This is a genomic window from Paenibacillus sp. MCAF9 (assembly GCF_052114265.1).
Lineage (GTDB): Bacteria > Bacillota > Bacilli > Paenibacillales > Paenibacillaceae > Pristimantibacillus.
The window spans coordinates 1-26,406 of record NZ_JBFREL010000014.1 but is presented as its reverse complement, the minus strand read 5'-3'; the positions used below and the strand labels follow the sequence as shown (position 1 = coordinate 26,406).

At 44.4% G+C, this 26,406-nt stretch carries 14 protein-coding genes, 1 pseudogene and 1 other annotated feature; all 15 genes and pseudogenes read right to left on the bottom strand.

The genetic code is table 11. The annotated features are described in order from the left end of the window. Positions 1-12,099 (bottom strand): amino acid adenylation domain-containing protein, encoded by a 12,099-nt coding sequence (locus tag AB4Z45_RS20275; RefSeq protein WP_441911162.1) that lies wholly within the window; start codon positions 12,097-12,099, stop codon positions 1-3. 29 nt (positions 12,100-12,128) lie between these two features. Beyond that, complete coding sequence (gene panD / locus AB4Z45_RS20270; RefSeq protein WP_441911160.1) at positions 12,129-12,512, bottom strand: aspartate 1-decarboxylase; 384 nt, start codon at positions 12,510-12,512, stop codon at positions 12,129-12,131. A gap of 850 nt (positions 12,513-13,362) precedes the next feature. Beyond that, positions 13,363-13,959: pseudogene (locus AB4Z45_RS20265) on the bottom strand (serine hydrolase domain-containing protein); the annotation flags it as partial. A 345-nt stretch (positions 13,960-14,304) separates the two neighbouring features. Then, positions 14,305-14,871, bottom strand: a complete 567-nt coding sequence (locus AB4Z45_RS20260) for a DnaA N-terminal domain-containing protein (RefSeq protein ID WP_441911158.1) — start codon at positions 14,869-14,871, stop codon at positions 14,305-14,307. Between the two features lie 491 nt (positions 14,872-15,362). Further along, positions 15,363-16,856, bottom strand: coding sequence for a glycoside hydrolase family 32 protein (locus AB4Z45_RS20255; RefSeq protein ID WP_441911157.1), 1,494 nt, complete (start codon positions 16,854-16,856; stop codon positions 15,363-15,365). Between the two features lie 214 nt (positions 16,857-17,070). Further along, positions 17,071-18,084 (bottom strand): S66 family peptidase, encoded by a 1,014-nt coding sequence (locus AB4Z45_RS20250; RefSeq protein WP_441911275.1) that lies wholly within the window; start codon positions 18,082-18,084, stop codon positions 17,071-17,073. Further along, positions 18,084-19,133, bottom strand: a complete 1,050-nt coding sequence (locus AB4Z45_RS20245; protein ID WP_441911155.1) for a hypothetical protein — start codon at positions 19,131-19,133, stop codon at positions 18,084-18,086. Before AB4Z45_RS20245 ends, AB4Z45_RS20250 begins: the two co-directional genes overlap by 1 nt. Positions 19,134-19,174: 41 nt before the next feature. After that, a complete protein-coding gene (locus AB4Z45_RS20240; protein WP_441911152.1) occupies positions 19,175-20,089 on the bottom strand; it encodes an NAD-dependent epimerase/dehydratase family protein in 915 nt (304 codons plus the stop codon). Between the two features lie 53 nt (positions 20,090-20,142). Further along, positions 20,143-21,006: a MerR family transcriptional regulator gene (locus tag AB4Z45_RS20235; RefSeq protein WP_441911151.1), complete on the bottom strand. Its 864-nt coding sequence runs from the start codon at positions 21,004-21,006 to the stop codon at positions 20,143-20,145. Positions 21,007-21,011: 5 nt separating this feature from the next. Further along, positions 21,012-21,929, bottom strand: a complete 918-nt coding sequence (locus tag AB4Z45_RS20230) for a phosphotransferase family protein (RefSeq protein ID WP_441911149.1) — start codon at positions 21,927-21,929, stop codon at positions 21,012-21,014. A gap of 209 nt (positions 21,930-22,138) precedes the next feature. Next, positions 22,139-22,525 (bottom strand): bleomycin resistance protein, encoded by a 387-nt coding sequence (locus tag AB4Z45_RS20225; RefSeq protein ID WP_256711047.1) that lies wholly within the window; start codon positions 22,523-22,525, stop codon positions 22,139-22,141. A 63-nt stretch (positions 22,526-22,588) separates the two neighbouring features. Next, positions 22,589-23,053 (bottom strand): NUDIX domain-containing protein, encoded by a 465-nt coding sequence (locus tag AB4Z45_RS20220; RefSeq protein ID WP_441911147.1) that lies wholly within the window; start codon positions 23,051-23,053, stop codon positions 22,589-22,591. 4 nt (positions 23,054-23,057) lie between these two features. Next, positions 23,058-24,704: a methionine--tRNA ligase gene (metG, locus tag AB4Z45_RS20215; protein ID WP_441911146.1), complete on the bottom strand. Its 1,647-nt coding sequence runs from the start codon at positions 24,702-24,704 to the stop codon at positions 23,058-23,060. 42 nt (positions 24,705-24,746) lie between these two features. Further along, positions 24,747-25,008: a binding site (T-box leader), on the bottom strand. A 94-nt stretch (positions 25,009-25,102) separates the two neighbouring features. Then, on the bottom strand, positions 25,103-25,843 hold the full coding sequence (locus AB4Z45_RS20210) for a hypothetical protein (protein ID WP_441911145.1): 741 nt from the start codon (positions 25,841-25,843) through the stop codon (positions 25,103-25,105). Then, complete coding sequence (locus AB4Z45_RS20205; RefSeq protein ID WP_441911143.1) at positions 25,844-26,149, bottom strand: sigma factor; 306 nt, start codon at positions 26,147-26,149, stop codon at positions 25,844-25,846. Between the last annotated feature and the right edge of the window lie 257 nt (positions 26,150-26,406).

The window sequence follows — 26,406 nt, the reverse complement described above, 5'->3', positions numbered from 1 at the left end:
TTACTGCTTGCCGCCAGCTCTAGCATTAGAAGTCTGCTGAAATTGATGAACGGCCATTCTGAGCAGTTTAATATAGCCCTGAGCCCATGCTTTAACCTTTTCTTTCTTTAATCGACGTGCATTAAATTCCCATAAGCCGCTCATTCCTTTGCCTGCTGCGCCCCTGCCGCTGTCTAACGTCAGAATGATATCGAAGAGATGAAGGAGCTGATTTTCGGGAATGAAGCCTGTGCGCGAGCGATCTACAAACAATGGCGTTATAAGGGAACTATTATGGCTCCCAAGCTCTCTCTCCACTTGATTCCAATCGTAGGAAATTTTCGTATTGTCAAACAATGAGTCGGCTGCTCGGATTAGCTCGCTAAACTCCAGCACCGTACTAAAGTCAAGCTCTAAAGGTGTGAGCCGTCCCCTTGATGATGCAACCGGCATTACCAGATCATTAGCGCCTGACTGCTGCTTCCAAAAGAGCAGATAGATTGCTAGAGCAACGGTTGTAATGGACACAGACTCCGAATATGCCATTTCCGCCAGTCCCTCAATTAAATCGTCCTCAAGGGTGAATTGGTACGAACCATTCCTTTGCGCAGCGTATGTGTTATTGAAGCAGTCCTCACCTGCAGCAATTCCAGCGTAATGCCAAATGTGAGGAAGATTGCTTTGGGAATCAATATATTCCGCAAGCGCGGCAATCGTCGGATAATTAAATAGATCCGTCACCTTGAGTAAACCTGGGTACAGCTCTTCCAGTCGCTGGTGGGTACGGACAAGCAGCAGCGACTCTCCCCCAACATCAAAGAAATTATGATGCGTCCCAATAGCGGTTCGGCCTAGCACTTCTCCCCACACAATAGAAATGGTTTTTTCCGTTTCGCTTGCTGCCTCCACATAACGCACGCCTGCATCCAACCGCTCGTCTGGTGCTGGCAATGACTTCCGATCTACCTTGCCATTTGGAGAAAGCGGCATGTGATCCAGTTCCACGTAGACAGCCGGAACCATATAATCGGGTAATGTTTTAGCCAAATGATAACGTAATTGTGCAGTAGTGACTGCATCACTCGTTACGACATACGCGCATAGAAAAGCGCTTTCCCCCGCAGCCCCGTCACGCTTCATGACAACGGCTTCCCTTACGTCTGGATGCCCCGTAAGCGCATGCTCGATCTCCCCGCATTCAATGCGGTACCCCCTAATTTTCACCTGGTGATCCATTCGTCCCAGAAATTCGATGCTGCCATCAGGCAGCCACCTCGCAAGATCGCCTGTACGATACATGAGCTCGTTAGCTGCGAATGGATTTATCACAAACTTTTCCGAGGTCAAATCAGGACGTTTCCAATACCCCCGCGCCAAGCCAGCTCCCGCAATACATAGCTCTCCCGCCACGCCTACCGGTTGAACCTGCATAACATTATTGACCACATATAAGGAAATATTGTCGATAGGTTTGCCAATAGGCACGCTCGTTAAACTTTGCTCTCCTATACACTCGTAATAGGACACGTCGACCGTCGCTTCGGTTGGACCATACAGATTAATGAGCTTCGCAGCATTAGGTTCTCCGATTCGCTCTCTGAATCTCTCTACTTGATTGACCGTAAGCGCTTCTCCGCTGGCAAAAACATAACGTAAGCTCTCAAGCTTTTTACTATCATTAACAAGGCCCGGATAATTCAAAAACAGATGAAGCATAGAAGGTACAAAATGTAGCGTAGTCACCGCATACTTATTAATGGCATCATATATCGCCCCAGGGTCCTTTTCTCCGCCTGGTGCAAGCAAGCATAGCTTAGCGCCTGAGAAGCTCCATAAGAACAACTCCCATACCGAAACATCAAACGTAAATGGCGTTTTTTGCAGAATCACATCATGCATATCAAGCGTGTATCTGTTTTGCATCCACGTAAGGCGATTCACTACGGAATGGTGCTCAATCATTACCCCTTTCGGCTGTCCTGTTGACCCTGAGGTGTACAACACATACGCTAAGCTGCGCGATCGATGGATTTTTTCTAGCGGACCATCATTTTTCTCATGCTGCAGCGCTTCCTCTATGTTCAATCGTTTAGAATCTAGCGACATGTTGCCAAACTGCCTGTCTAAGCGCTGAGTCAAAACAATCCTTGCTCCCGAGTCATCCAGCATATACCGAACTCGCTCTTCAGGAAGCCCAGGTGAGATCGGAACATACGCCGCTCCCGCCTTCAATATGCCGTAAATCGCAATGATCATGTCAACAGAACGCTCCATGATGACGGCTACAGTATCCTCATGCTTCACCCCGTGTTTTCTCAGAACTCTTGCGAGCCGATTAGCCTTCCCATTCAGTTCACGATAGGACATTTCCCCAGTCTCATAGATCAGGGCAGTAGCATGCGGGATCCACTCAGCTTGTGCTTCCAAGTAAGACTCAACAGTCATATGACTTGGATAAGCGGCAGCCGTTTCATTAAATTGAACAAGTTGAATGGCTTCTTCATCCGAATTCAGCAAGCTTATCTGGTTTAAAGAGATATGCGTATCTTTCGTAATTTGCTCCACAATTCGAATATAGTAGCTAATCATTCGGTTGATTGTTTGCTGTTCGAATAGATCCGTTGCATATTCTACAGTAAGGTCTGCACCATCCTCGCGCATTGCAAGCTCAAACGTCAGGTCCAGCTTGGATACAGCGTGCTCCAGCGGCTGCGTCTTTAATTGCAGCACATCAGCTTTCATTGCCGGCACATCCATATTTTGCATTACAAACATGACATCAAAGATTGGATTTCGGCTCAGGTCTCGCTTTACATCAAGTGCAGTTACACAATGCTCGAACGGCAGCATCCCATTATGCATCGCACCAAGCACCTTCTCCTTGATCTGTCGGGCAAAATGAAGAAAGCTGTGCTCACGAGATGGCTGGCTCCGTATAGCAACGGTATTGACAAACATCCCAACAAGCGGGGCTGTCTCTGGATGGGATCTTCCTCCAATCGGCGTACCAGAGATGATATCCTCTTGCCCCGTCAGCTTATGAAGCAGCACGTGAAAACAAGCAAGCCATATTGGAAAACTAGTCATGCCAGCCGTTGCTGCCAATGACTCTACCTCGAACATTAACGAGAGAGGCAGCGCATGGATGATTTTGCTCCCCTTAAAGCTTTGTTCAGCTGGCCTTGGCTTGTCCACTCGCAAATCCAGAAGCGGCAGCGTTCCCGCCAGCTCCTCTCGCCAGTACTGCTCTTGCCTATCCAGCTCTCGGCTCTTCATAAAGCCCTGCTGCCATACAGCTACGTCCTTGTACTGGATTTCAAGCGGCAGCAACGTGCCGCCTTCATAAAGCTTGGTGAAATCATGCGCCAGCACTGTCATTGAAATACCGTCAGATACGATATGATGCATATCAAGCAACAGCAAATGCTCTTGCGCGCCATTCGTAATAAGCGAAGCGCGCAGCAGCGGAGCAATGCTCAAATCGAATGGCTGAACGAATTTCTGCATGCTGCTCAACCCATCCACTTGATCCGTTTTTGTTACATCAGCTCGCACCATTACTCGCTCATGAATGCGCTGCACGGGGGCGCCATCGCGCCATTCAAAGCTTGTTCTGAGCGGTTCATGACGGTCAATGAGCCGCTGCAGCGCCTCTTGCAATCTCTCAACGTTCAGTTCACCACGCATACTGAGTGCGAGCGGCAAATTGTAGGCTGTACTTGAAGGCTTCATATGATGCAGAACGAAAAGCCTATTCTGTGCAAGCGACAATGGGTAAACATCCCTCTGCTCGGCCCTTGTGATAGATGCAGCAGTCCTTTTCGGCGATCTATCAATGAACGCTGCCATCTCTTCTAGGACAGGGTAGGCGAACACATCCTTTAGTGTAAATATGACCTCTAACTGCCGCTCCACTGCACCCGTTAACTGCGCTGCGCGCAGCGAATGTCCGCCAAGCTGGAAAAAATGATCGTCGGTGCGTACGATATGAACACCAAGTATGCTCTTCCATAGCTCTGCCAGTCGGAGCTCCGTCTCACTGCGCGGATCAGCGCCGCCAATAGAATCAGCAAACGTCGGCTTTGGAAGGCTGCTCCGGTCTATCTTCCCGCTAGCATTAAGAGGAAAGGATTGCAGGAAGGCAAACAGAGAAGGAATCATATATTCCGGCAGCATTCCCCTCAGTTTCTCCTTCAGCTCACGTTCATTGCGTTCAAAAGAAGAAACCACATATGCACATAAGGCTGGCTCTCCCGTCCGATCCTTCACGGTCATGACGAGCGCATCGGAAACCTCCTCCAGCTGCATAAGCGCATACTCAATCTCTCCACATTCCATTCGAAATCCTCTAATCTTCACTTGATGATCGAATCGACCCAAATACTCGATATGACCGTCAGCAAGCCAGCGCGCGCGGTCTCCGGTCAAGTACATGCGTTCCCCAGCAAAAAAAGGATCGGGTACAAATTTTTCCGCTGTCAATTCTTGACGGTTCAAATAACCTCTAGCGAGCCCCACTCCAGCGATGCAGAGTTCGCCAGGAATTCCAATCGGCTGCAGCCGCCGCTGCTCATCCACAACGTACAGCCGAATATTTTGAATCGGCGAGCCAATCGGAACAGATCCTTGCTTATAGTTCGCGCAATCATATGCGCTGACATCCACGGTCGCTTCCGTCGGTCCGTATAAATTTATGAGTCGTGGACTTTCGCTGCCTGCAGAATGCTGGCTGTAGAACCCTTCCACCTGTGCAGGCTTCAACGCCTCTCCGCTTGCAAATACGTAACGCAAACCTCCGAAAGGGTTGACCGCCTTAACTTCCGATGCATACTGGAGATAAACGCCCAGCATGGATGGGACAAAATGCATGACCGTCACCGCTTGCTCACGGATGACTTTCATCATGACCTGCGGCTCCCGCTCCCCCCGCGGTTCCAGCAAGTAAACAGATGCCCCTGCAAAACTCCACCAGAACAGCTCCCACACCGAAACATCAAATGTTATAGGTGTCTTCTGAAGAATGATATCTTGCGCGTCAAGCGGATATTGATCTTGCATCCAATGTATACGGTTGATGACCGCAGCATGCTCGATCATAACTCCCTTTGGTTTTCCAGTAGAACCTGATGTGTAGATGACATAAGCCAAATGATGTGCGTTCACTGCAGGCTCCCATAGCCATTCCTCAGCATCATGCGAATCCTTGTCTTCAACAGCATCTATATCTATAATTTCACCATTAAACGGCAGTTGGTCCATCCATTTGTGCTGGGAACATAATAACTTGGCTCCGCTATCTTCAAGAATGTACCCAATACGCTCTTCTGGAAAATGCGGATCGATAGGCAAGTAAGCGCCCCCGGCTTTTAGAATGCCTAAAATCGCTGCCATCATTTCAAAAGAGCGCTCTGCAACAATCGGAACAATCGTCTCTGCTCCAACACATTTCTGACGGAGCAGCAGAGCAAGTCGGTTTGCACGATCATCAAGCTCACGGTAAGTAAACATACCGTCGTTCGATCGAATGGCTGGAGCATTCGGCGTCTTGCGTACCTGTGCCTCAAAACAGCCATGAATGGTTTCGCCACCAGGATACGGCCTTGCTGTATCATTCCATTCTTGAAGAAGCATTTGCGCTTCCTTCTCCATAATTAAGCTGAGGGAAGAGCAACTCATACCTGGCTCATCCGCCACTTGTTTCAATACATTGAGCCAATGATCCGCCAGCCTCATCATCGTCGCTTTATGAAATAATCGCGTATTGAACTCTAGCTCCGCTCGAAAGCCTCCGTCACCATGAGGATAAAGATCAAGCTTAAAATCCAATTTAGATGTCATGTTTTTACCTGAGCGTATAGGCTGTACCCCTACAGTGTGACCCTTTACTTCCAGATCATTTCCGATCTGGTTGTGCAAAATCATCATCGTATCGAACAGCGGGTTTCGTGAGGGATCCATCGTCATTTGCGCAGCTTCAATCATCTGGTCAAAGCTCACATCTTGATGTTCGAGTGCTGCAAGCATATGATCATGTGACGCCTTCGCAAATTGATCAAATTTCATTCCATCGCCTATTTTAAGGCGAATTGGAAGAAAATTATTGAACATACCGATCATATTAGCCGTTTCGGGATGTGATCTTCCTGCCGCTAGAGCCCCAATAATCAAGTCATTTCCACTTGTATACTTTTGAAGAAGCAGAGCGTAGGAAGCAAACAACAGACTATTTAAGCTAATATTTAGCGTATCGGATACAGATTGAAGCCGAATTGCTAGCTCTGAAGGGACATGGAATCCAAACGTCTCCCCCTCCAGCGATTGCCGTTCCCCACGCGGGAAGTCAAGCGGCATGTCGAGGCTCGGAGGTGGATCGCTTAACTCGGTCTCCCAATATCGGAAGCTCTTGCGCATGCGTTCCGTATTCCCTTGGCCTGATCTCCATACCGCATAATCCTTGTACTGAATATGCGGCTCTTCCAAGCGCTTGCCGTCTAATAGTTTGACTAGCTCTTCAATAAGCAGACTCACCGAAATGCCATCCGCAATAATATGGTGGATATTTAGAAGCAAATAAGTTTCTCCGCATGCGCTGCTTAGCAGCCGTGCGTCAAGGAGCGGTGCTTGTGAAAGCGGCAACGGCTTAGCAAATTCGCAGAACTGTTGCTCCAGATCTATTGTTGTGTCGCTTATCTCTTGAAGCTCGAACGAAGCATGCTCATGTATAATTTGACGCGCCTCACCGTCAATAAACTGGAATGATGTACGAAGCGGCTCATGCAAAGCAATAAGTCCTTTTATGGCTCGTTCCATATCCGTTCGCTGAACATGGCAAGTTAAGCGCAGCGCTAGCGGGATATGATAGGCTATACCCGCGTTTGCAATTTCTTCAATGAGAAAAATACGCTGCTGGGATGGACTTAACGGGTAAGAACGAGAAATGTTTATCGGTTTTATCGGTTCATATGCCTCTATATCTGCCCTATCAATCCATTCTGCTTGCTCTCTAACTGTTGAACGTAGAAATACTTCCTTGATCGGCATTCGGACATGATATTGCTTATAAATTTCCGATACAAGCGTTGCAGCCTTCAATGAGTGACCGCCATGTGCGAGGAAATGATCATTAACGCCAACAGCCTCTGCCTTCAAAACCATTTCCCAAATGGTTGCAAGCTGAATCTCTGTTTGGGTTGTAGGCGGGACATAGGCTGCTGCCATTCCGATGCTCAGTTTAGAAAAGTCAGGCTCAGGCAATGCGTTTTTGTTAATCTTGCCGTTAGAGGTGAGCGGGAGCTTCTCCACCCGCACGAAGACTGCCGGAATCATAAATTGCGGCAGCTTTGCTCCCAGTTCTGCTTGCAGCCGATCTATGGAAAGTTCACCATTTGCTACGATGTAAGCAGCAAGCTGTGGATCGCCGCTGCGGTATTTCAGCATAACTACCGCTTCCCTAACGTCCTCACACTCTAGCAGTTTGCTCTCAATTTCCCCCAGTTCTATACGAAATCCACGCAGTTTCACCTGGGTGTCGAGCCGATCCAAAAACTCTAGATTACCGTCAGGCAGCCGCCTGACCAAATCCCCTGTCCTGTAAAGCTTTGTTCCCTCCTTAAAAGGATGGGGAACAAATTTATTTGCAGTAAGCTCCGGCAGGTTCAAGTAACCTTGTGTTAAACCATCGCCGGCAATACATAACTCCCCAGGCACAAGTGGTGGGAGCAAGGTACCATTTTCGTCCAATACAAGTGCTTCTGAATGTGCGATAGGCTTGCCTATTGGAATTGCAGCATTGTCCTGTTCTAGCGAGTCAATCGGATAACAAGTAGCGAAAACAGTAGACTCTGTTGGACCGTACACATGAAGCAGCACGCCTGAACCGACGGTCTTATAAGCTCTTCTAATATGCGAGGCTGATGCGCGTTCACCGCCAAACAATAGATGACGAAGGGAAGGCAAGTCCTTCAATCCAGAGTCAACGAATGCATTAAACAAAGCTGTAGTCGCAAAAAATACCGTAACCCTTTGTTTCTTCATCAATAAAATAAGCTGATGGATATCAAGCAAATCGTTTTCATTCACAAGGACGAGCTTTGCGCCGTTCAAAAGTGCCCCATAAAAATCAAACGTCGACCCGTCAAACGCATAATTCGATAACTGCAGCAGCGCATCCTCATTCGTGATTCGGATATAGTCAGTATCCCGAGCAATGCGAATGACGTTTCGGTGCGTAGTTAAAATTCCTTTTGGCCGTCCTGTGGAACCAGAGGTGTACATTACATAAGCTGCGTCGTCCCCTGTTACATCTACGTTCAAATTATGTCCCTCTGCCTGTCTCCACTCGTTCCTCATAGCATCCATGTCAATCTTATCTACTGGTCTATTCCCAGCTTGAGCAAGCTTGCCGACTATATGGCTTGTCCGGGCATCTACTATCATTATAGAAATATCAGCGTCCCCAAGCATAAACTCAATCCTGTCGATTGGATAACTCGGATCGATTGGCACATAAGCGGAGCCGATCTTTAACACAGCAAGTATCGCAACTGGCATATTAAAGGATCGATGAAGAAGCAGCGCCACACGTGAATGCGGAACTACTCCATGGTTGATGAGCCATCTAGCCAGAGCATTTGCCATTTCATTCAGCTCTGTGTAAGAGAGGCTCGCCTCATCCATAACTATAGCCGGGAGCTGCGGTGTATGAGCCACCTGCCTCTCGAACAACCGATACAGCGTCGAATCGTTAGGATAAGATGAACGCCGTGCCATGCTATTTTCCAAAATAAGCTGGCATTCATCCACGTCTAACATAGGAATCATCTCAACAGTCGTCTCAGGGGATTGAACTGCTCCATGAGCCAATGTTTTAAAATGGCGAGCAAATCCTCTTACTGTTTCCTGACTGTACAAGTCGAGGGAATATTCAATAGATACTGTAATGCCTTCCTCCGAAGCTATACATTCCCAAGTCATATCAAATTTAGATGTACCTGTCCCTATCGGCTCAGGCTTGAATATGACATTCGCTGTATGAAACTGTGGAATTTCCATGTTGTGCAGCGTAAATACAGTGCTGAACAATGGATTACGGCCATGTTCTTGTTTTGCCTCTGCCAGCTCTACAATTTCTTCGTAAGGGACGTCCTGATGGTCTAGCGATAACAATATTTGTTTATTGATCTCTTCAAAGCATTGAAGGATCGAAAGCTCCTTGCCAGCCCGAAGTCGCAGCGGCACCATATTGACGAACAAGCCCACGATACCTTCCATCTCCGGCCTTGTTCTCCCTGCCGACGCAGTACCGATCACCATATCAACTGCTCCGGTGTACTTGCTCAGCAGCATAAAGTAAACGGAAGTTAAAACGGTATACAACGTACCGCCTGTTCGGAAAGCTAATTGCTCCAGCTTAGCTGTAAGCGTTGCATCGAGTACAAATTTTTCGATAGCTCCCTTGTAGCTAGGAGTGAGCGGGCGCCGATAATCTGCCGGGATGTCGATCTCCCCCGCTCCCTCCTTGAAGATTTGCCGCCAATACTCTCTCTGCCTTATCATGCGCCTATCTTCTGCCCTGAACCTTTTCTCCCAATCAGCAATATCGCTGTATTGAAAAGAAATTGGAGGCAGCTGAGCCCCTTCATACATCGCCACAAATTGCCCGATTAATATTCCCATCGACGTGCCATCCGTAATGAGATGATGCATATCAAATAACATCAGATGGCGGTTATGACCGAGTGTGATTAACTCCATTCGGAACAACGGCGCCTTAGACAGCTCATAGGGCTGCAGAAATGTACTTATTTTGTGCTGCATATCACTCTCTGACCAGCCGCACCAGTCTGTATAAACAATGGGCAGCTCTATTGAATCTGCAATTCGACCGACCACGATATCATTGTCCATAACAAATGATGTACGTAGTGAAGAATGCCTGTTGATCAAAGACTCCCACACCTGTTGAAACTTACTGAGGTCCAGCTCCCCCTCAATGCTTATGCGCTGCGGAAGATGATAACGAAGGAGACCTGAATTCATTTCCTCAACAATAAATAATCTCTTCTGAGCAGATGTAGCGGGATACCAATCCCTCATGCCTCCATTTGAAATTACTTCGCACTGGCTATTTCTTTGCTCTTCTTCAGCAGCCGCTTCCGCGACATAAGCGGCGAGTAACCGAACAGTATAATGCTGAAACAACTCACTCAGAGATACATTTATGCCAAATGTCGACTGCAGCTGGGCAGCTACATAAGCTGCACGCAGTGAATTACCGCCATGCTCCAGAAAATGATCATCTATTCCAATGCGGTCTGTCTTCAGCACTTTTTTCCAAATAGACAATATGCGATGTTCGGCATCCGTTTCAGGAGCTGCAGCAGCCGACTCGGGAGCTGTTTCTTCCATAATCGCTGCCAGCGACTCCAATTCCGAAATGACTGAAGAGAATTGTCCGCTCTGCATACTCTCAGCAAGCGTGTAACGCTGAATTTTCCCAGAGGTCGTTTTCGGAATACGCTTCACTGGAACAATGAGCTCCACTTGGAGTCCAGTTTTTCGATTTAGCAATCGCTGCACGCTTTGCCTCAGCGGTACAAAACTGTTAAGCTTTCCTCGATATTGAATAAATACGGCGATCTCATCCTGCTTCGTTGCTTCATTGTGAATCGCGCTAACAGCTACTTTGCCTATTTCTGCTCCCTTAATTTCACTTGCCAGCATTTCCAAATCATGCGGGTATACGTTCTGCCCATTGACGAAAATAATATCCTTCATGCGGCCAGTCACATACAATCTGCCGTCTTGCATAAATCCCAGATCACCGGTATTCAGCCAACCGTCTGTCGATAGTATGACGGCGTTCACATCAGGGCGGTTAAAATAACCCTTGGTGACATTCCTCCCTCTAATATGAAGGAGTCCAACATAGCGATCTGGCATTTGCCGACCAGCCTCGTCGCAAATTTTAAGCTCGCATTCGGATACAGGGAACCCGAGCTCAACGATTTCTATTTTATTGGGATCATCTGCTGGAGTATCCTGAATAACATCCCCGAAATTCAAGCCTTTTCGGCTTACATATAAGGTATTCAAGCTCTCCTCCACATGCGGAAATGTAACGGCCAAACTTGCTTCCGCTAGTCCATAGACGGGAAATATACATTGTTCTCTAAGCCCATAAGGCTTCATCTGTGCGAGAAACTCGCGGCAATTGCTCGCGGATATTGGTTCCGCTCCGTTAAAGATAAGCCTTACCGAACTAAGGTCCCAGCAGGTGGCATTCTCAGGTTTAAAATGCTGCAGAAAGTGAACATAACCAAAGTTAGGTGATGATAGACAGGTAATGCGATGCTGATGCGTCAGCTCCATCCACTTCATCGGATGAAGCACGAATGTCGAGGTCGGCATCTGCCATTGATTCATAAGCCCAAGCATCGGAGTTAGATGAAATCCAATCAAACCCATATCATGCGTAAGCGGGAGCCAGCTTAAAGAGGAATCAGCCTCGGTCGACTGCGCGCCCTCCAATATCGCCCGCATATTCGAAAGTAAGTTGCCATGTGTCAAAACAACACCTTTAGAATCACCTGTAGAACCAGAGGTGAATTGGATAAATGCAACATCATCCTCGGTTGCCGCATAGACTGTTCCTTGGCGTTCTATTGCAGCTGCTTCATCCAAAACATTCTTGATCGGCAGCATTTTATTTTGCAGCAGCTGCCCTGCGGCATGCTCTTCATTATTGAGACAATAAGCTGCAACAGATTCCCATATTTCTGGATCGCACAGCAAATACGGATTTCCAAGTTGGCTGCATACTTGAAGAAGCTTCTTCCTTCCTTCGTCAGTTCGTCCCGCTGTAAGTGGAACGGGAATCATGCCACCCAATAGGCAGGCCCAAAACAAAACAAGAAATCGTTCATTATCTTCGCTCTGCAGCACAACATGCTGCCCTTTGCCAAGCCCTCTTATCTGCAGCTGACCGAGTACTGCACCCGCTGCCTTGCGTAGTTGTCCATACGACACGAATCGATCCTTACCCGCCTCGCAGAACGTAATGCCCGCACCGCTCGTTCCGCTTGCAATGAGTACTTCTGAGAGATTTCGGATGATATTCATATAGCTCCCCCTACTTTTTGTCTGTGGCATTATACCGTTGTAGAGTGCAGCTCTTGATACTTGTCCGTCACAATCCGATTATTCTCATCCATAATGACCACATCGGGCTTGTACACCCTCGCTTCATGATCTTCCATCATGGCGTAGGAGATAATAATAACGAGATCTCCTGGCTGAACCATTCGCGCAGCCGCTCCATTTAGACAAACCATGCCTGAACCTCTTGGGCCAGTGATCACATACGTCTCCAACCGCGCGCCGTTGTTGATATTTACAACTTGCACTTTCTCGTTCTCTAAAATATTGGATGCGTCTAAAATATCTTGATCAATCGTGATGCTGCCTACATAATTCAAATTTGCTTCCGTAACGACCGCACGGTGAATTTTGGATTTGTGAATTTCTCTAAACATAAATAACACACTCCTCATAGAATAGTGAATTTGGTTAATATACCGATAAATAATTGGGCTTTAACACAACCTTAACTTACTTTTATTTGTATTTATTACAAATTTTAAAATAAAAAAGACAAAGAAATTACTCTGTTAACATGAAAGCGTTATCAATAGTTTATTAATAACTTCTTATTACATACGACTAAGTAGTTTTGGTTGAAGGTATAGCTTATGCGGGTTGAATACTCGAGTTAAAATAACATGTGGGTTAACTTGTTGGGGAGACTGACAAGCATGTAGATTAGCAATGAAATCATTTACTAGAAAAGAGCTGCGCAATGAAAGAGGTGTGGGAAAATGCTGTAAAGGTTTAGCTTATTTTGATATCAAAGAGCGTGGTCATCCTGACTAATTTGATACTAATATCAAAAAAATGATACTTTTTACCATTCGAACTCATACCTATAGTAGTTGGATTGCACCTATGAATGAAAGGGGATTTTTATGTTAATAAGGGGTGGAATTCTCTTTTTTTGATTTATATGGTCACAATTGTGATAGATTCGCGCATAATAAACGATTTCGTGTAAGACAATAGGGAGTTGTTTTATTCTCTGACGAACTGTATTGAGCTTATTCCATAGAAAACTAGGCTTCTTTCGTTTTAACGAATCTAATTAACGTTCGGTGAAAATAAAGTATTAGACAGGAGTCATTGAATTAACGCGATTTTTGAATTGAAGGATCGTCAGCTTTTAAAAAATAAGTTTTAGACTAACCCCATAACAAAAGCAGCGGCGAACCAAGACCAGATAAATAAAGTCTTAGACTGCCGCGGCTATTTCAACTAACGTTCTCTGTTAGTTCATGACTTTTCACTACTTAGGATGGCTTCAATAACGTCTATCATAGTTCCTTGAGAAGGCTCTTTTTTAGTAATCCATTTTATTAATTGAGCAACATAATAATCCATAAGAGAATTCGAGAAAAAAGAATAATTGGATAGCAATGCAATTCCTACACGGAGTTCCTTGTTGAAAGCTAGATAACTGTTAAAACCAGCTGAACCCCCGTTATGCCAGAGGATACCTTTATCTAGAAGTTTATCCCCACCCCAGCCAAAATAACGGTTTGAATTTCCGATCCATATAGGGATATGACTTTTTTGCAGTGTAGAGGCTATCGGATTATCATTATTTAGATTGGCTTGGACAAATAAACTCAAATCGTTAACCGATGACTTAATCCCCCCAGCTCCTTCATGTATAGAGAGACTCCAGTGAAGGACTCTCTTCCCAGTTGAAGCATGTCCATTCAAAAACCTTCTATTCTGTTCTGAATCAAGTGTAACGGCTGTCTCATTCATCTTTAATGGGATCGTTATGTATTTTTTCAACAGTTCATCATACTTGCTTCCTGACACCTTGCATAGAATATTCCCCAGTAAGCCCACATCGATATTGGAATATTGCTCGTTACTTCAATTAGAAACGGCAGCTGAGCATTAGACCAGCTAACGTAGTGTATTGAACAATCGTGCCCGTTAGCTCAATCAAAGGCAGTCAGTCGTCGGTGGTCAACATCACTCCATGAAGACATCCTTGTACCATACCCCTAAAAAGAATACAATTGCAAACAAACAGGAGAGTGCAAAAATCAGTAATACCAATCCTAATAAAAACCAAAGGATTGTTTTCAGTATCTTCTTAATTTTAACATTCACCGTCCATCACCTATTCCATTAATCGATATTTTCTTCCGCATTAAAGACGATTATATTCATCGTTTTGTTGCGCTAAACTGCCCGTTAGCTTAACCATAAACTCGCTCTACCTGGAATTAGACTTGATTCAAAATTAGTCGAAGAATTATCCATTGATCGAAACTCGATTTTAAAGTCGGATTCACCAGTAATTTCTTCGAGAATTTGCATAATGAAATTGGAGTATCTTTGGTATAACCATTCCGTAGTAAAGTTGTTCGGACTGTAAATTAAATATGTACTTTCCACGTACTCTGCCTTCGTACTCTTAAACCATGTATTGAAGCTTGGAATTGAAATTTCGCTTTGTATTTTGTCCAATGCTTTTGTCCAGACATCAAGTTGTTCCGTTACTTCTATTTTAGTATTCTTAACTTCATGAATTACTGGCTCCCCATTTACCCTTTCACTTAGAAGAAGTTCTTCAACAGATTTGCTGAAGACCTGTCCTAGTTTTAGCAGAACTTCGATATCAGGCAAACATTCGCCTTGTTCCCACTTGGAAACGGCTTGATGGCTTACGCCCAGTAAATTGGAAAGTTCTACTTGCGTTAATGATAGTCCCTTCCGCAAGTCCAATATGTTTTTACCGACTTTTACATTATCTAACACTGTGGATCACCTCCATTACTCAACTTAAGCAAATAGTATCATAAAGAAAGCGAAATCAAAATCGAGTATATGTTGAATTGAATGTACCATTAAATGCAACCGTGGGTTGCAAAGGATGTTGAACTAAACTGCCCGTTAGCGTTTGAAGCACCCGTAAGTCTAAAGCTATTTTCCGAGTCTACAACTTTATTTTTCAGTCTAATACTTTATTTTCTGTGGACATTTAACGCTATAGCATGATTTTTAAGGTGTCTTTGGCTGCTTTTCTCGAAATAACGATTCTAGAGTTCGTTGCAATGTTAATCCATTCTGAATGGTTTAAATAAGAGTTTTTAGGTTCGTAAGCCGTGTATTGGATAAGGGGAGCTCATCGTTTTGCCTAAGTTTCATCAAAATAAAGTAGGGCTATCCCAGGCGTAGATAAATCTACGCTTGGAACAGCCCTTGGGAAGATTGCAGACAAAATCACGAACCAATTGCCTGCAACTTATCTACCAAATCGAGCGCATCTGCCAAGCATTCATGGTTTGAAGCAGCGCATCGCCGCCGCGAGCAAAGAAAGAGATACCTATATCTTCTGGTCTCGGATAAACCCGATTGGTCATGGCGACCCTGCCTTCGCCTGCAAACAATTCAATAGAGGAGCGATCAAGAAACAGTCTTAGCTGCAAACGCCCGTCTGAAGACAACTGAAGCGGCGCCTCGCTAACTCCGCCATCGCCTTCACCGCCAAGATTACGATCCATATAAATCTTTTGTTCGCTTATGGAATAGCTAATTTCTGTATAGTCTGTCCCATCCTCGGAGCTGCGTACACGAATACCTACTTCTGTGGCTTCCGTTCCAGCCAGATCAAATACGATATCCATTTCAAGAGAGTCTCCATGGAAACCATTTATTTTGACAAATTCGTTGCTTGATAGAGCTACATCAGACGCCGAAACCTGTTGTCCACGCAGCATGGAAAGCTCCGGCACTGGATTGCTTCGCACCGTACCATCGGCTGCTAACGTCAATTCGCGCGGCAGCGTCATTCCGCCAAGCCAGCCATGCGCTTGCTCGGGCATCGTCGCTCCCCATATGTTCATCCATGCGATCATAATTCTTCTACCTTGATCATCAAGCAGCGTTTGCGGCGCATAAAAGTCAAAGCCATAATCGATTTGTCCCATCTGCTGCTTATCAAAGCGGCAGCTTGCGTAATCGAACGTCCCTGACAAATACAGGTTTTTGATTGGTGCAATATTCATCGGGGAGATGAGCAGCGTATGCTGCTTGCCTTCTCCAAGCGGGAATAGATCTGGACATTCCCACATATCTCCCATCGTACCATCACTCTGCGCCGCAGCACCTTGATATTCCCAGCTCAGCAGATCGCTCGACGTATAAATTAACCCTTTGCCAAGTCCGTCTTTGCCGTAACCAACGACCATATGCCAATTATCTTCATGCTTCCACACCTTCGGATCACGGAACCCGAACCGCTGCGCATCAGGTGAATCACCGATCACCGGATTAGCAGCATACTTGTGGAACGTCACACCGTCGGTGCTCGTTGCTAAAGCCTGAACCTCTTCCGGTGTTTTGCCATCAACATGTCCCGTATAAATTAACGTTAAAACGCCATTGTTATCTACTGCGCTTCCTGACCAACAGCCCTGTCCGCCAAACTCCGCTTTGTCATAATCCTCGGATGGTGCTATCGCAACCGGCAGATGCTCCCAATGAACTAAATCCTTGCTTCTAGCATGTCCCCAGTGCATCGGACCTTGCTTCGATTGATAGGGGTCATGTTGATAAAACAAATGATAATGTCCTTCAAAATAAATCATGCCGTTCGGGTCATTCATCCAGCCTGCTGGCGGCATCATATGATAATGAAGCCGATATGTTGTATCAATCGTTTTCACATTTTCTTGAAGCGCTTTATTCGCATTTGCAATATGACGTTGATGAAGGTCTTGTTTGCTTGTCGTATTTTCCAACCTGATCACCCATCCTTGCTTGTGAATTTTCATCACGCCAATTGAGCATGTGTAAACGCTTACTTTTTATACCAATCCGTCCTCCCGATCGCAAATAGCTCCAGGCCATTGCTTTCGGTAGACGGACTCACCTCTGCTGTAAATACAGCTGCTACGTTCTCTTAATTCTAGGATCAGCACTATATTGCAAATAGTATTCTTTTGACCTTTGCCACTATTTAAAATACTGCTTGACTATACCTTTACCCTCATTAACTTCCACTTCGGCATAAGCACCGTTTATGAGCGTAATTTGTGGAGGGACATGCCCGCAATCCACATCATAAATGATCGGAATTTGAAGCTCTTCTGCGAGCTCTTGATACACATCTTCAACGGTATAACCATCTACGGATTGATTTGCTGGACTCCGTCCGAACAAAATGCATGGGCTTTGCTCAAACCAGCCTGCCAGCTTCATTTGAACCAGTGATCTTCGTAAATCTACGGTCGATAACTCACAGTTTTCGAGGTACCACAAAATAGGCTCACCATCGATAAACTGCTCTCGAAAAGCGGATACATCACCATAAGGTGTGCCGACTAAATGTCTAATCACATCAATACAGCCTCCAAGTATACGCCCCTCGGTCTTCACTTGTTGGTTGGAGGTCGATTTCCAGTATGTAGGCTCGTTCAAATGAAATACATAAGGGGTTGGATTATCGTGCTGCCATTCTTTTTGATAATTGTTAGACGAGTATTGAATGATAGCTTTTCCCGCCTTAGTAGATAAAACCGGTTGCCACATGGCTGTCGTCTCATCCGAATATTCGCCTCTTAGATCAAATAAATTAGCGCCATGTGCAGTCGCTATGCCTGTCTTTAACGTAGTCGCAAATAGCAGTACGCTTATATCTGAATAGCCCATTATCCATTTATCATTTAAGCGGTCGAAATCAATATATTCAAGCATCTCAATCAACAGCTCGCCTCCCCATGGAGGAATGACGATATCAATGTGATCGCTGCTCATCATTTCATTAAACTCATCGGCACGTTTTTTGGCAGGTGATGATTTGGCTTTATTTTGCGTCCAAACTGTCTCCCCGCAAATGACTGAATACCCTTTCGTCTCCATACGACTGCAAGCCAGCTTAAACGAGTCATGCATAGAAGCAGAAACCCCATTCGATGGTGCCGTTACGCCTATCATTGCTCCTTCTTCAAACCTCGGATATTTGATCATCATTGTCCCCCAGCATAAATGTCTTTTAAAATAGAGAACGCGTCATTCTCTAATGCCATTAGCTCTTTAACGATGGTTATACATTGCTCTTTTTGTTTCACTTCGCGCTCTCGCGGCTCTTGATATGGATACATCTCTTTCAGCTTATTAGATCGAGAGACAACTTGTCTATACGTATGGATTAACTCGTTAAAGCTTTGTCCTTCCATACCTAATGGTGTTCCCTTTAATTCCGTCAGGAACTGCACGGCATGACTCCTAGCTTCGCACAAAATTTCGATAAATAAACTGAAATAATATTTATCCATCGTTTCCCTCTCGAGTGCATCCAGCCAACGTTCGTAAGCTTTTGCGCCAACGAGATACGTTTTGCCCTGCCACCGATAAGCGCCATCCTCATTTAAACGAATAACATAATCAAGCGCTTCTATAAAAGCGGTTCGTTCGTCTACTGCTTGAATAGGAACAACCGAATGCAAAGAAATGAGGCCGCCTGCCTTGTTTTTTTGTTCGGATTTCTCACCATTCTTTACACAGTTTATACAAGGACAACGGCTTAGACCTAAGAAACTCCAAGGTATTGCATCTTCGCTGTGCTCATACCCTGTATGCCAATTATATGTATAATAACCGTGATCATCATGGGCGTACACGACAGATGTCTGGTTTTGAATATCAATATTTTTAGAAAAAACGGGATGATTGGCACGTAAGGCGCGCTTTGCTTTCTCCCACGCTTCCGCTTGCAGACGTTTAAAGTCTTCTCCTTCCGCATAAGCATGCAGCCCACTAACCTCTAATCCAATATTGCGAACAAGCCGAAAAACCTCCGGCTCAGGAGGTCCCCCGTTAGGTTCAACTAGTCTTTCATCAATGACATGTAAGAAAGCAAGCCCCGTCATGCCATAAATCCATGCTGCCGAGAGAGGCATTTGATAAAAGTCAGCCGTAGATTTAATAGCACCAATTAATGAACTGTCCAGTCCACTAAATTTGTAATGATCAATTTTCACCAGTGTGTTAGCACTCCATTGATTATTTTCATCCATAGGGCTACCTCCATCTCTTCATGGTCACGCCTGCAAAACCTCTACACTACAGTCGATTCCAATGTTTTTGCTATAGCTTCCTCTAAGGGTGTAGCCGTCAAGCCAAACCTCTCTGAAAATAGACTGCTGTCAATAATAAAATCATTTTCGAACTGGTACAGCATTTCGATGCTTTCTCGAGCTGCCGGTATAAACAATCCCCCTATCCGAAGCATCGTTTTCCCCATCGTTTGAATGTTTGCAGGGAATCCAGCAAGTCGATAAGCTGTTTCAACAAATTCTCTTGTTGTAACCGCAGCATCGTTCGGAACATGCCAGGCACGGCCAAATGCATCTTCATGTTGACTTAACACGACAAGCGCTTTCCCAAAATCATCGATAAACGTATACGTATGCTTCTTATCCGGATTCCCCATAACCGTGCACGCTTTGCCTTCCACTATCGGCTTGAACAACCGTGAACCAACAGAAGAATGGTGAACATTCGGTCCAAAAAAATCCGCTCCCCGACCCATCGTCACCTGCAGTATCCCCTCTTGATAGAGCTGCAGCAGACGATTAGACATGTCTGCGCGTACTTTCCCTTTCTTAGTCACGGCTGTGTAAGGTAATCCTTCATGCATGCTCCCATTAACCTGCCCATACATATATACATTTTCGGCAACGACCAGCTTCGCTCCTGCAGCTATAGCTCCCGATATGATATGCTCCTGAAAAGGCAAAAACAACTCATGCCACTTCTGATATGGCGGCTGCGCACACTGAAAGACAACCTTTGCATGTTTCATTATGGCCTTTGTCTCATCCTCATTCATTACGTTCGCTTGCTTTACACTCACCCCTGAAGGCACAGTCGCTTTCCCGCTCAAACTAACCATTTTGACAGGTTCTCCAAGAGCAACAAGCTCCCTCATGACGGCCATACCCAGCGGACCCGTTCCGAAAATCACATTCATATTGTTTTTTCCTCCCCATTTGGCGAATAAAAACAATATAAACCCTATAGTAACTATAGGGTCAACGCTTTTCGAACAGAAACTTGAAGCTCTACAATAAACTCCTCCGGCTTCATCATTTGAGCCATATCAACCAAATACAGCTCAATCGACGGGCCCGCTTCGATGTAGTTATGCTTCTCCATCCACTCCAGCAGCTTGCTGTAAATCCGTTTGCACGATTCGGCATTCGGAATTCCGCAATAAAGAGCTGTAATATACTCGCCTTCAGGGACAATTCGGCTATAATCATTTGGAGCTTGAGCACCAGTAGAATCGGTAGAAATACAAAATTCCAAATCGGAATCCTCACGATCAAATGTCAAAATATTTTCATGGTAAATCGTCATCAATTGCTTCGGAATTAATCCATTTGCTTCCGCCTGCTGAAATAATCGTGTAAACTTCACAACCGATGCTTCCATCCCGCATGCTGATCTGCTGCGATCAGATAGGATACGCCGCTCCGGCAAATGTTTTAATTCCACTAACACATCAAGGTTTTTAAGCTCATCGCCTAAATCCAGCAAATAATTGATTTGTTCCGATCTCTTTCCTATTAATTGTACAAGCTGTTCTAATTGTTCTATTTCAGTAATCGTGTTCCTTCGTTTTAATTCAAGCTTTTCTATTAAACTGCTTAAGCTTCCCTCTTTTAAAGCTGCTTTTATTTCATCAAGCGAAAATTGCAATGTTTTCATGTCTTGGACGATTTTAATATAAAGAAGTTCATAATTGGAGTAATACCGATAACCAGTGGATTTATCCGTATGGCTGGGTATGACCAAGCCGATCTTATCGTAAAAGCGCAGTGTTTGAACAGTGATATTACATATCTTTGCCGCTTGGCCTATAGAGTAGAATTGATCGTTGCTCATCGAAACTATTCCCCTTTGAGAGTCTCGCCTGTTAATAAATCTATCTGCTGCAAAATGGGTTCAGCTAATTCAAGTTGTTTCGTCGCAAATTCCAAATCGCCATGCCCTGCGAGAGCAAAATCCAGATTGCCTAAGGTAGACATCAGTATGCGTGCAGAAACTGCAAAACCAAAAGCCTTTTTGTCAGAAACAATATCAGAATGATTCAGCATACATGTGAAAGTTGGCTCTTGTGTTCCACCAAATAAAACAAGGTTGCCAACATAGGAGGCCAAATCCCAGTAGTAGGGCATTAATGATATGTCCTCAAAATCCATCCATAACCAGCCCTCCGGGCTCGGTATCAGGTTCCCTGCATGAGCATCTCCATGACTGGGTACTAACAGGCCTAGCTCCTCCCGCATCTGCTCATCCCATTTATGAAACTTCTGCAATAATGCTTGTATTCGTTCATCGGGGTTTTGTCTTAATCTTTGTGCTGATTGACAAGTGCGCTCCCAAACGCCAAGCATAGGAACATCACCTTCGAAGTCCTTCATTGCCTTAGAAAGTTTGTTAATAAGATCAACTRCTTCCTTCGGTGATGGAGGTTGCAAGGCTGCAGGATGGACATAAGCCCACAGCGTCAGCCATGTATCTGCCACGTTATGAGGACCCGCATCAACAAGGCTAGTTGGCAGCAGCACAGGGACATTCTTGGAATGTAGGTAACGCGCTACAAGCAGCTCTCGATCCTGTATCTTGTATGCATACTCTCCATCTGCTTCTGAGAGAACAATCGCTATTCTTGCCACAATGGGATAAGGAGCTAGATGAATAATTAGATTCCCACCCTCACTAAGCACATGAGGCGTAATATCGGTTAACCCCCATTCATTGGCCATTAATAATAATGATGAGATAAGCTCGTTTTTATTAGGCATTTCAGCAGCTCCTTAACAAAGTTATACATTTATTTTAGCTTCACTGCTGTATCGCTCAAAGGTAAAAAACGTTTCATAGTCAACTCTAGGCAAAAACTACTATTTCTCAACGCTTCAACTTTATCTCATACTTCGATTAATGACATGCTTTATGCCATTATTCAAATCAAGGCTTTTAAGTTCGGGCACATCGACTTAAAAAACAATGCTCAGCCGCCAAAAGCAATACGATAACCGTTATTGTCGACAATGGTAAGCTCACTCCATCCATCTGACCAATGCGGTCCTTGCACAATCTTCACTTCTTTTGAAATAAACAACTTATGTAACTGTCTTAATCCCTCTGGATTCGTGTAGCAGAAAGCATCAAAATAAAGTCCGCCTTCTACTGACGAATTGGGCCGAATATCACTTTTCAATTTAGCTTCGTGTAGAATAAAGGTCACATCTCCGTAGTTCATATGGATGTGTCCGCCGATATTTTCTGAAGTAAATCCTATTTCTTCATAAAAATGAACGGAATCTTGTAAATCTGCTACTAAAAAAACCAATGATGGTCCTTTCAAATGAACCAAGTTTACACTATTATTTTCCACCAATAACAACTCCTAAAATTTATAATTTATTCTAACTATTTCAACAAAAAGAAAGTTCAATCATCAACCTCGCAAAATATCCGTTTTATGATTCAATAGATCCCTAAACAGCTGCTTCTGCACGCTGCTAATGCATTCAATATCGATATCCTCCAATTTCGTAAAAACCAACTGCAGTGACTCATTATTGCTGTCCGTATGCAGTACATTCTTACCATCCTCAGCTAATTTACCTGTTAAATCTACCGCCACGTTGAAGATAAACATGACGAATACAACTTCATTGCCATCAGGATATCGATACTGCATATTGGGACCAGTATAAATGGAATACAAATCATATTCTGTTACATGCAGACCCGTTTCCTCCAGCACCTCTCTTATCATCGTTTCTTCAATCTTTTCTCCCGCTTCCATTCCGCCGCCTGGCAGACCCCAATCTCCGTAGTCTGATCTTCTCTGTAACAATATTCTTCCAGCTTCATCTTTAATAATGGCTCCGCCAGTAACGATAATTCTCTTATTCATAGGCTCACTCCCTTTTGGATTGAATCTTTAGCGCATTTGTTTCTTCCTCAATGCGACCAACGTCAATACGCTCAAACAACAGCTCTAAACCTTGAATTTTTTGATTAGCAGCTACAGTAATGAACTCCCAGCTAGGCTCAGGAAGAGTTAGAAACCTTCTTGTTTTCTCGCATGAGAAAGGAATAAACGGGTTCAACAATTGAGACAGATTCGCTATAATTTGCACGCAAGTGTTTATAGTAAAAGCACAAGCCTCTCGATTTTCTTTAATCTGAACCCATGGCTTTTGTTCATCAAAATATTTGTTTGCTCTGCGAATAGTAGCAAAAATCAACTCAATCGCTTCCTTTAGTCGTCCTTCTTCAATGCATGCACCTGACTCGACATATAAAGAAGCAATGGCTTTCATCCATTCCGCGTTCTGCTTGCTTTCAGGAACGTTTCCTTCAAAAGATTTATTTACAAACGCTAGCGTACGATTGACTAGATTGCCAAATGCGCCAAGCAATTCTCCATTGTGACTATAAATAAATTCTCGCCAAGAAAAATCAGTATCCCGTTTCTCTGGACCGTTTGCGATCAAGAAATAACGAATAGAGTCTGGCTCATAACGCTTCAAAATGTCCGGCACCCATACCGCCCAATTATTGCTTGTCGAAAACTTTTTCCCTTCCAGCGTCATGTATTCACAAGAGATAATTCGATCAGGCAAATGGTATTCCTCGGCGCCTATCAGCACAGCCGGCCATATTAGTGTATGAAAAGGGATATTGTCTTTACCGTGTACATAATAAGCGGTTATTTCCTCATTTCCGTCCTTCCAGAAGGCCTCCCAGCTGCCGCCTGTTTCAGCAGCCCACTGCTTGCTTGCCGATAAATATCCGCTCACTGCTTCAATCCAGACGTAAATTTTTTTATTCTCGAACCCTGCAACCGGAACCTCCACACCCCAATCTAAATCCCTTGTCGCCGCACGATCTTGAAGCCCCTCTGCAAGATATCCTTGCGTTAATTGTACTGCATTTTCTTTCCAGCCTTTTGTTTTTTTTGCATACTTAGTCAATTCAGCTTGGAAGGAAGAGAGTGCAAGATAATAATGTTCCGTTGGCCGCTCAATTGGAGGATTCCCGCAAAGCTTGCATGTCTTGTCTGTCAGGTCGGCTGGGTCAAGCAAGGCTGAACAATAATCACATTGATCGCCTCTCGCACGGTTGCTGCAAACAGGGCAAATCCCTTCAACATATCGATCCGGCAAAAATCGTTGATCTGTTTCACAATACGTTTGTTGAATTGTTTTTTTATATAAATGTCCTTTTTCTAAAAGTGCCAAAAATAACTGTTGAACGACTTGGTGATGAAATGGCTGGTCTGTTCGAGTATACAAATCATACGTAAACCCAAGCTGTTTAAAGCATTCGGCAAATTCCTGATGAAATCGATCTGCAATATCTCCCGGAGAAACACCCTCCTGAATCGCTTGCACCGCAACAGGCGTACCGTGGCAGTCACTTCCAGATACGTACAACACCTTATTTCCTTTTGCGCGGTAATAACGTGCCAACACATCCCCTGGCAATACACTCGCCAATCTTCCCATATGCAATGAACCGTTCGCATAGGGCCAAGCACCGCCAATAAACACATTTGTCATCCTAACTCCTCCTTTTTTTGACAAACAAAAAAGCCCTCATCCCAAAGGGACGAGAGCTGTGCTCACGCGGTACCACCCAATTTTATTAATGCCTCGCGGCATTAACCTCTTCAGGTACGATGCTTATGCATGTATACCCTAGCACAGTAACGGGTGCGGGTTCCGGCGCAGCCTACAACCATATGAGGGTTCGATGCGCAGCTCAGAGACCATATTCCCAAAGTTATTCTTTACCCCTTTTCAGCAACCGGGGCTCTCTGTAAAAAGACATCGCCTTGGTACTCTTTCTCATCATAGCTTTTTATTAGAATATTCAATTTATTGGAATTATACTCAATATGATATTTCAAGTCAAGGTGATTATGTTACTGCCCACATCTCCTTATTCCTGCCTTGCTTTATTGTATCTCCATCAAACTATCCGCGATTGCACATACCCACATTTTCGAAACCTCGAATGCCCTTACCTCATATTGGATGTTATTTCCGTTATCATCCGTTACCCAAATCAATTGATGCTGCTTCCCATCCGATAAGTATATGCCTTCCTTTTCACCAACTAGAATGGTCTCAATGAGATGATCGTTGATGTCGGGAACATGAATTCTGTTCTTGGTTGTCGTCAAAATATGCAGTTCGAATTCAATGCCTTCTTTCTCGTATACGAACGCAGCCCCCACCATTCGATCAGATTTTTTCAAATCTCTCACGATTACATTTTCACCCGTATATTCTGCTTCTTCAACCATCTCGGCTAGTTCAATCTCAGTCAGTGAATCGAACCCATACATCACATAACTAGCTTTCAACTCTGAGTCCAGAGGTGTTTTAAATACATAAGGTTTTATTTTTTCTTGAAGCTCTTCTATGCCTTCATGCCATATTTCTTTTTCATAATTAGTTTGATTGCTTATCATTTTATCCGGATTATCGTGAACGATGTATATCGCTTTACCCGTTCCCGGTTTCAATGAGTTAATAATCTGGTCAAAAGGATTATCTATATTTAGCGTGTCAACTGTAACTTTAGCTAACATCTCACCTTTTTTATTAACGAGCATGATTTCTTCAAGCACCTTTTGCTTCAATCCCGCTGGTGGATAAATATGATTTGCCTTTTCCATCAACATGCGTTTCAACTAGTTATTAATCTCTTGTGCTTGATTACGGAATTGCCGCCACTTTTTTCGTTTGTAGGCTTGATGTTGTCTAATCGTGATACCGTAAAGCCAAGGCTGAAAAGGTCTCTTACCGTCAAAATTCCGAAGGCTCCTGTACAATTCGACGTAAACGTCCTGAACAAGATCATCAACATCATTTTTGTTATCGGTTAGAAAAAATAGGGTACGGTAAACCCTATCAATGGTCGCGTTATAAATATCTGAAAACGCTTCTAGATTGCCTCCTAATACTTGCTCAATACGATGATTGATTTCTGCTGTCAAAAAGAACTCACCTCACATTGTGTAATATATGATATTGGTCGCTAAACTCCGTTTCGTTCGGTAAGTTTATATTTTTTTATTCCTGTATGTATAAAAAAGGACGCCGCTTGGCCAATGTCATTAAGTTAATCTCCGAGACAAGATCGTAAATAGAAAGTGAATCTGAAACGGCATGGGAAAAGCCCTGTGCCGTTTATTTTTTTGATGCAAGACTGATAAATAGGAACAGCAAACAAACGGATGGACATGGACGATCC

Bases quoted from the DNA above. Each gene is read 5' to 3' on its own strand.
- AB4Z45_RS20275 (WP_441911162.1), bottom strand. From the start codon at position 12,099: ATGAATATCATCCGAAATCTCTCAGAAGTACTCATTGCAAGCGGAACG.
- panD (WP_441911160.1), bottom strand. From the start codon at position 12,512: ATGTTTAGAGAAATTCACAAATCCAAAATTCACCGTGCGGTCGTTACG.
- AB4Z45_RS20250 (WP_441911275.1), bottom strand. From the start codon at position 18,084: ATGATCAAATATCCGAGGTTTGAAGAAGGAGCAATGATAGGCGTAACG.
- AB4Z45_RS20245 (WP_441911155.1), bottom strand. From the start codon at position 19,133: ATGGATGAAAATAATCAATGGAGTGCTAACACACTGGTGAAAATTGAT.
- AB4Z45_RS20240 (WP_441911152.1), bottom strand. From the start codon at position 20,089: ATGAATGTGATTTTCGGAACGGGTCCGCTGGGTATGGCCGTCATGAGG.
- AB4Z45_RS20235 (WP_441911151.1), bottom strand. From the start codon at position 21,006: ATGAGCAACGATCAATTCTACTCTATAGGCCAAGCGGCAAAGATATGT.
- AB4Z45_RS20220 (WP_441911147.1), bottom strand. From the start codon at position 23,053: ATGAATAAGAGAATTATCGTTACTGGCGGAGCCATTATTAAAGATGAA.
- metG (WP_441911146.1), bottom strand. From the start codon at position 24,704: ATGACAAATGTGTTTATTGGCGGTGCTTGGCCCTATGCGAACGGTTCA.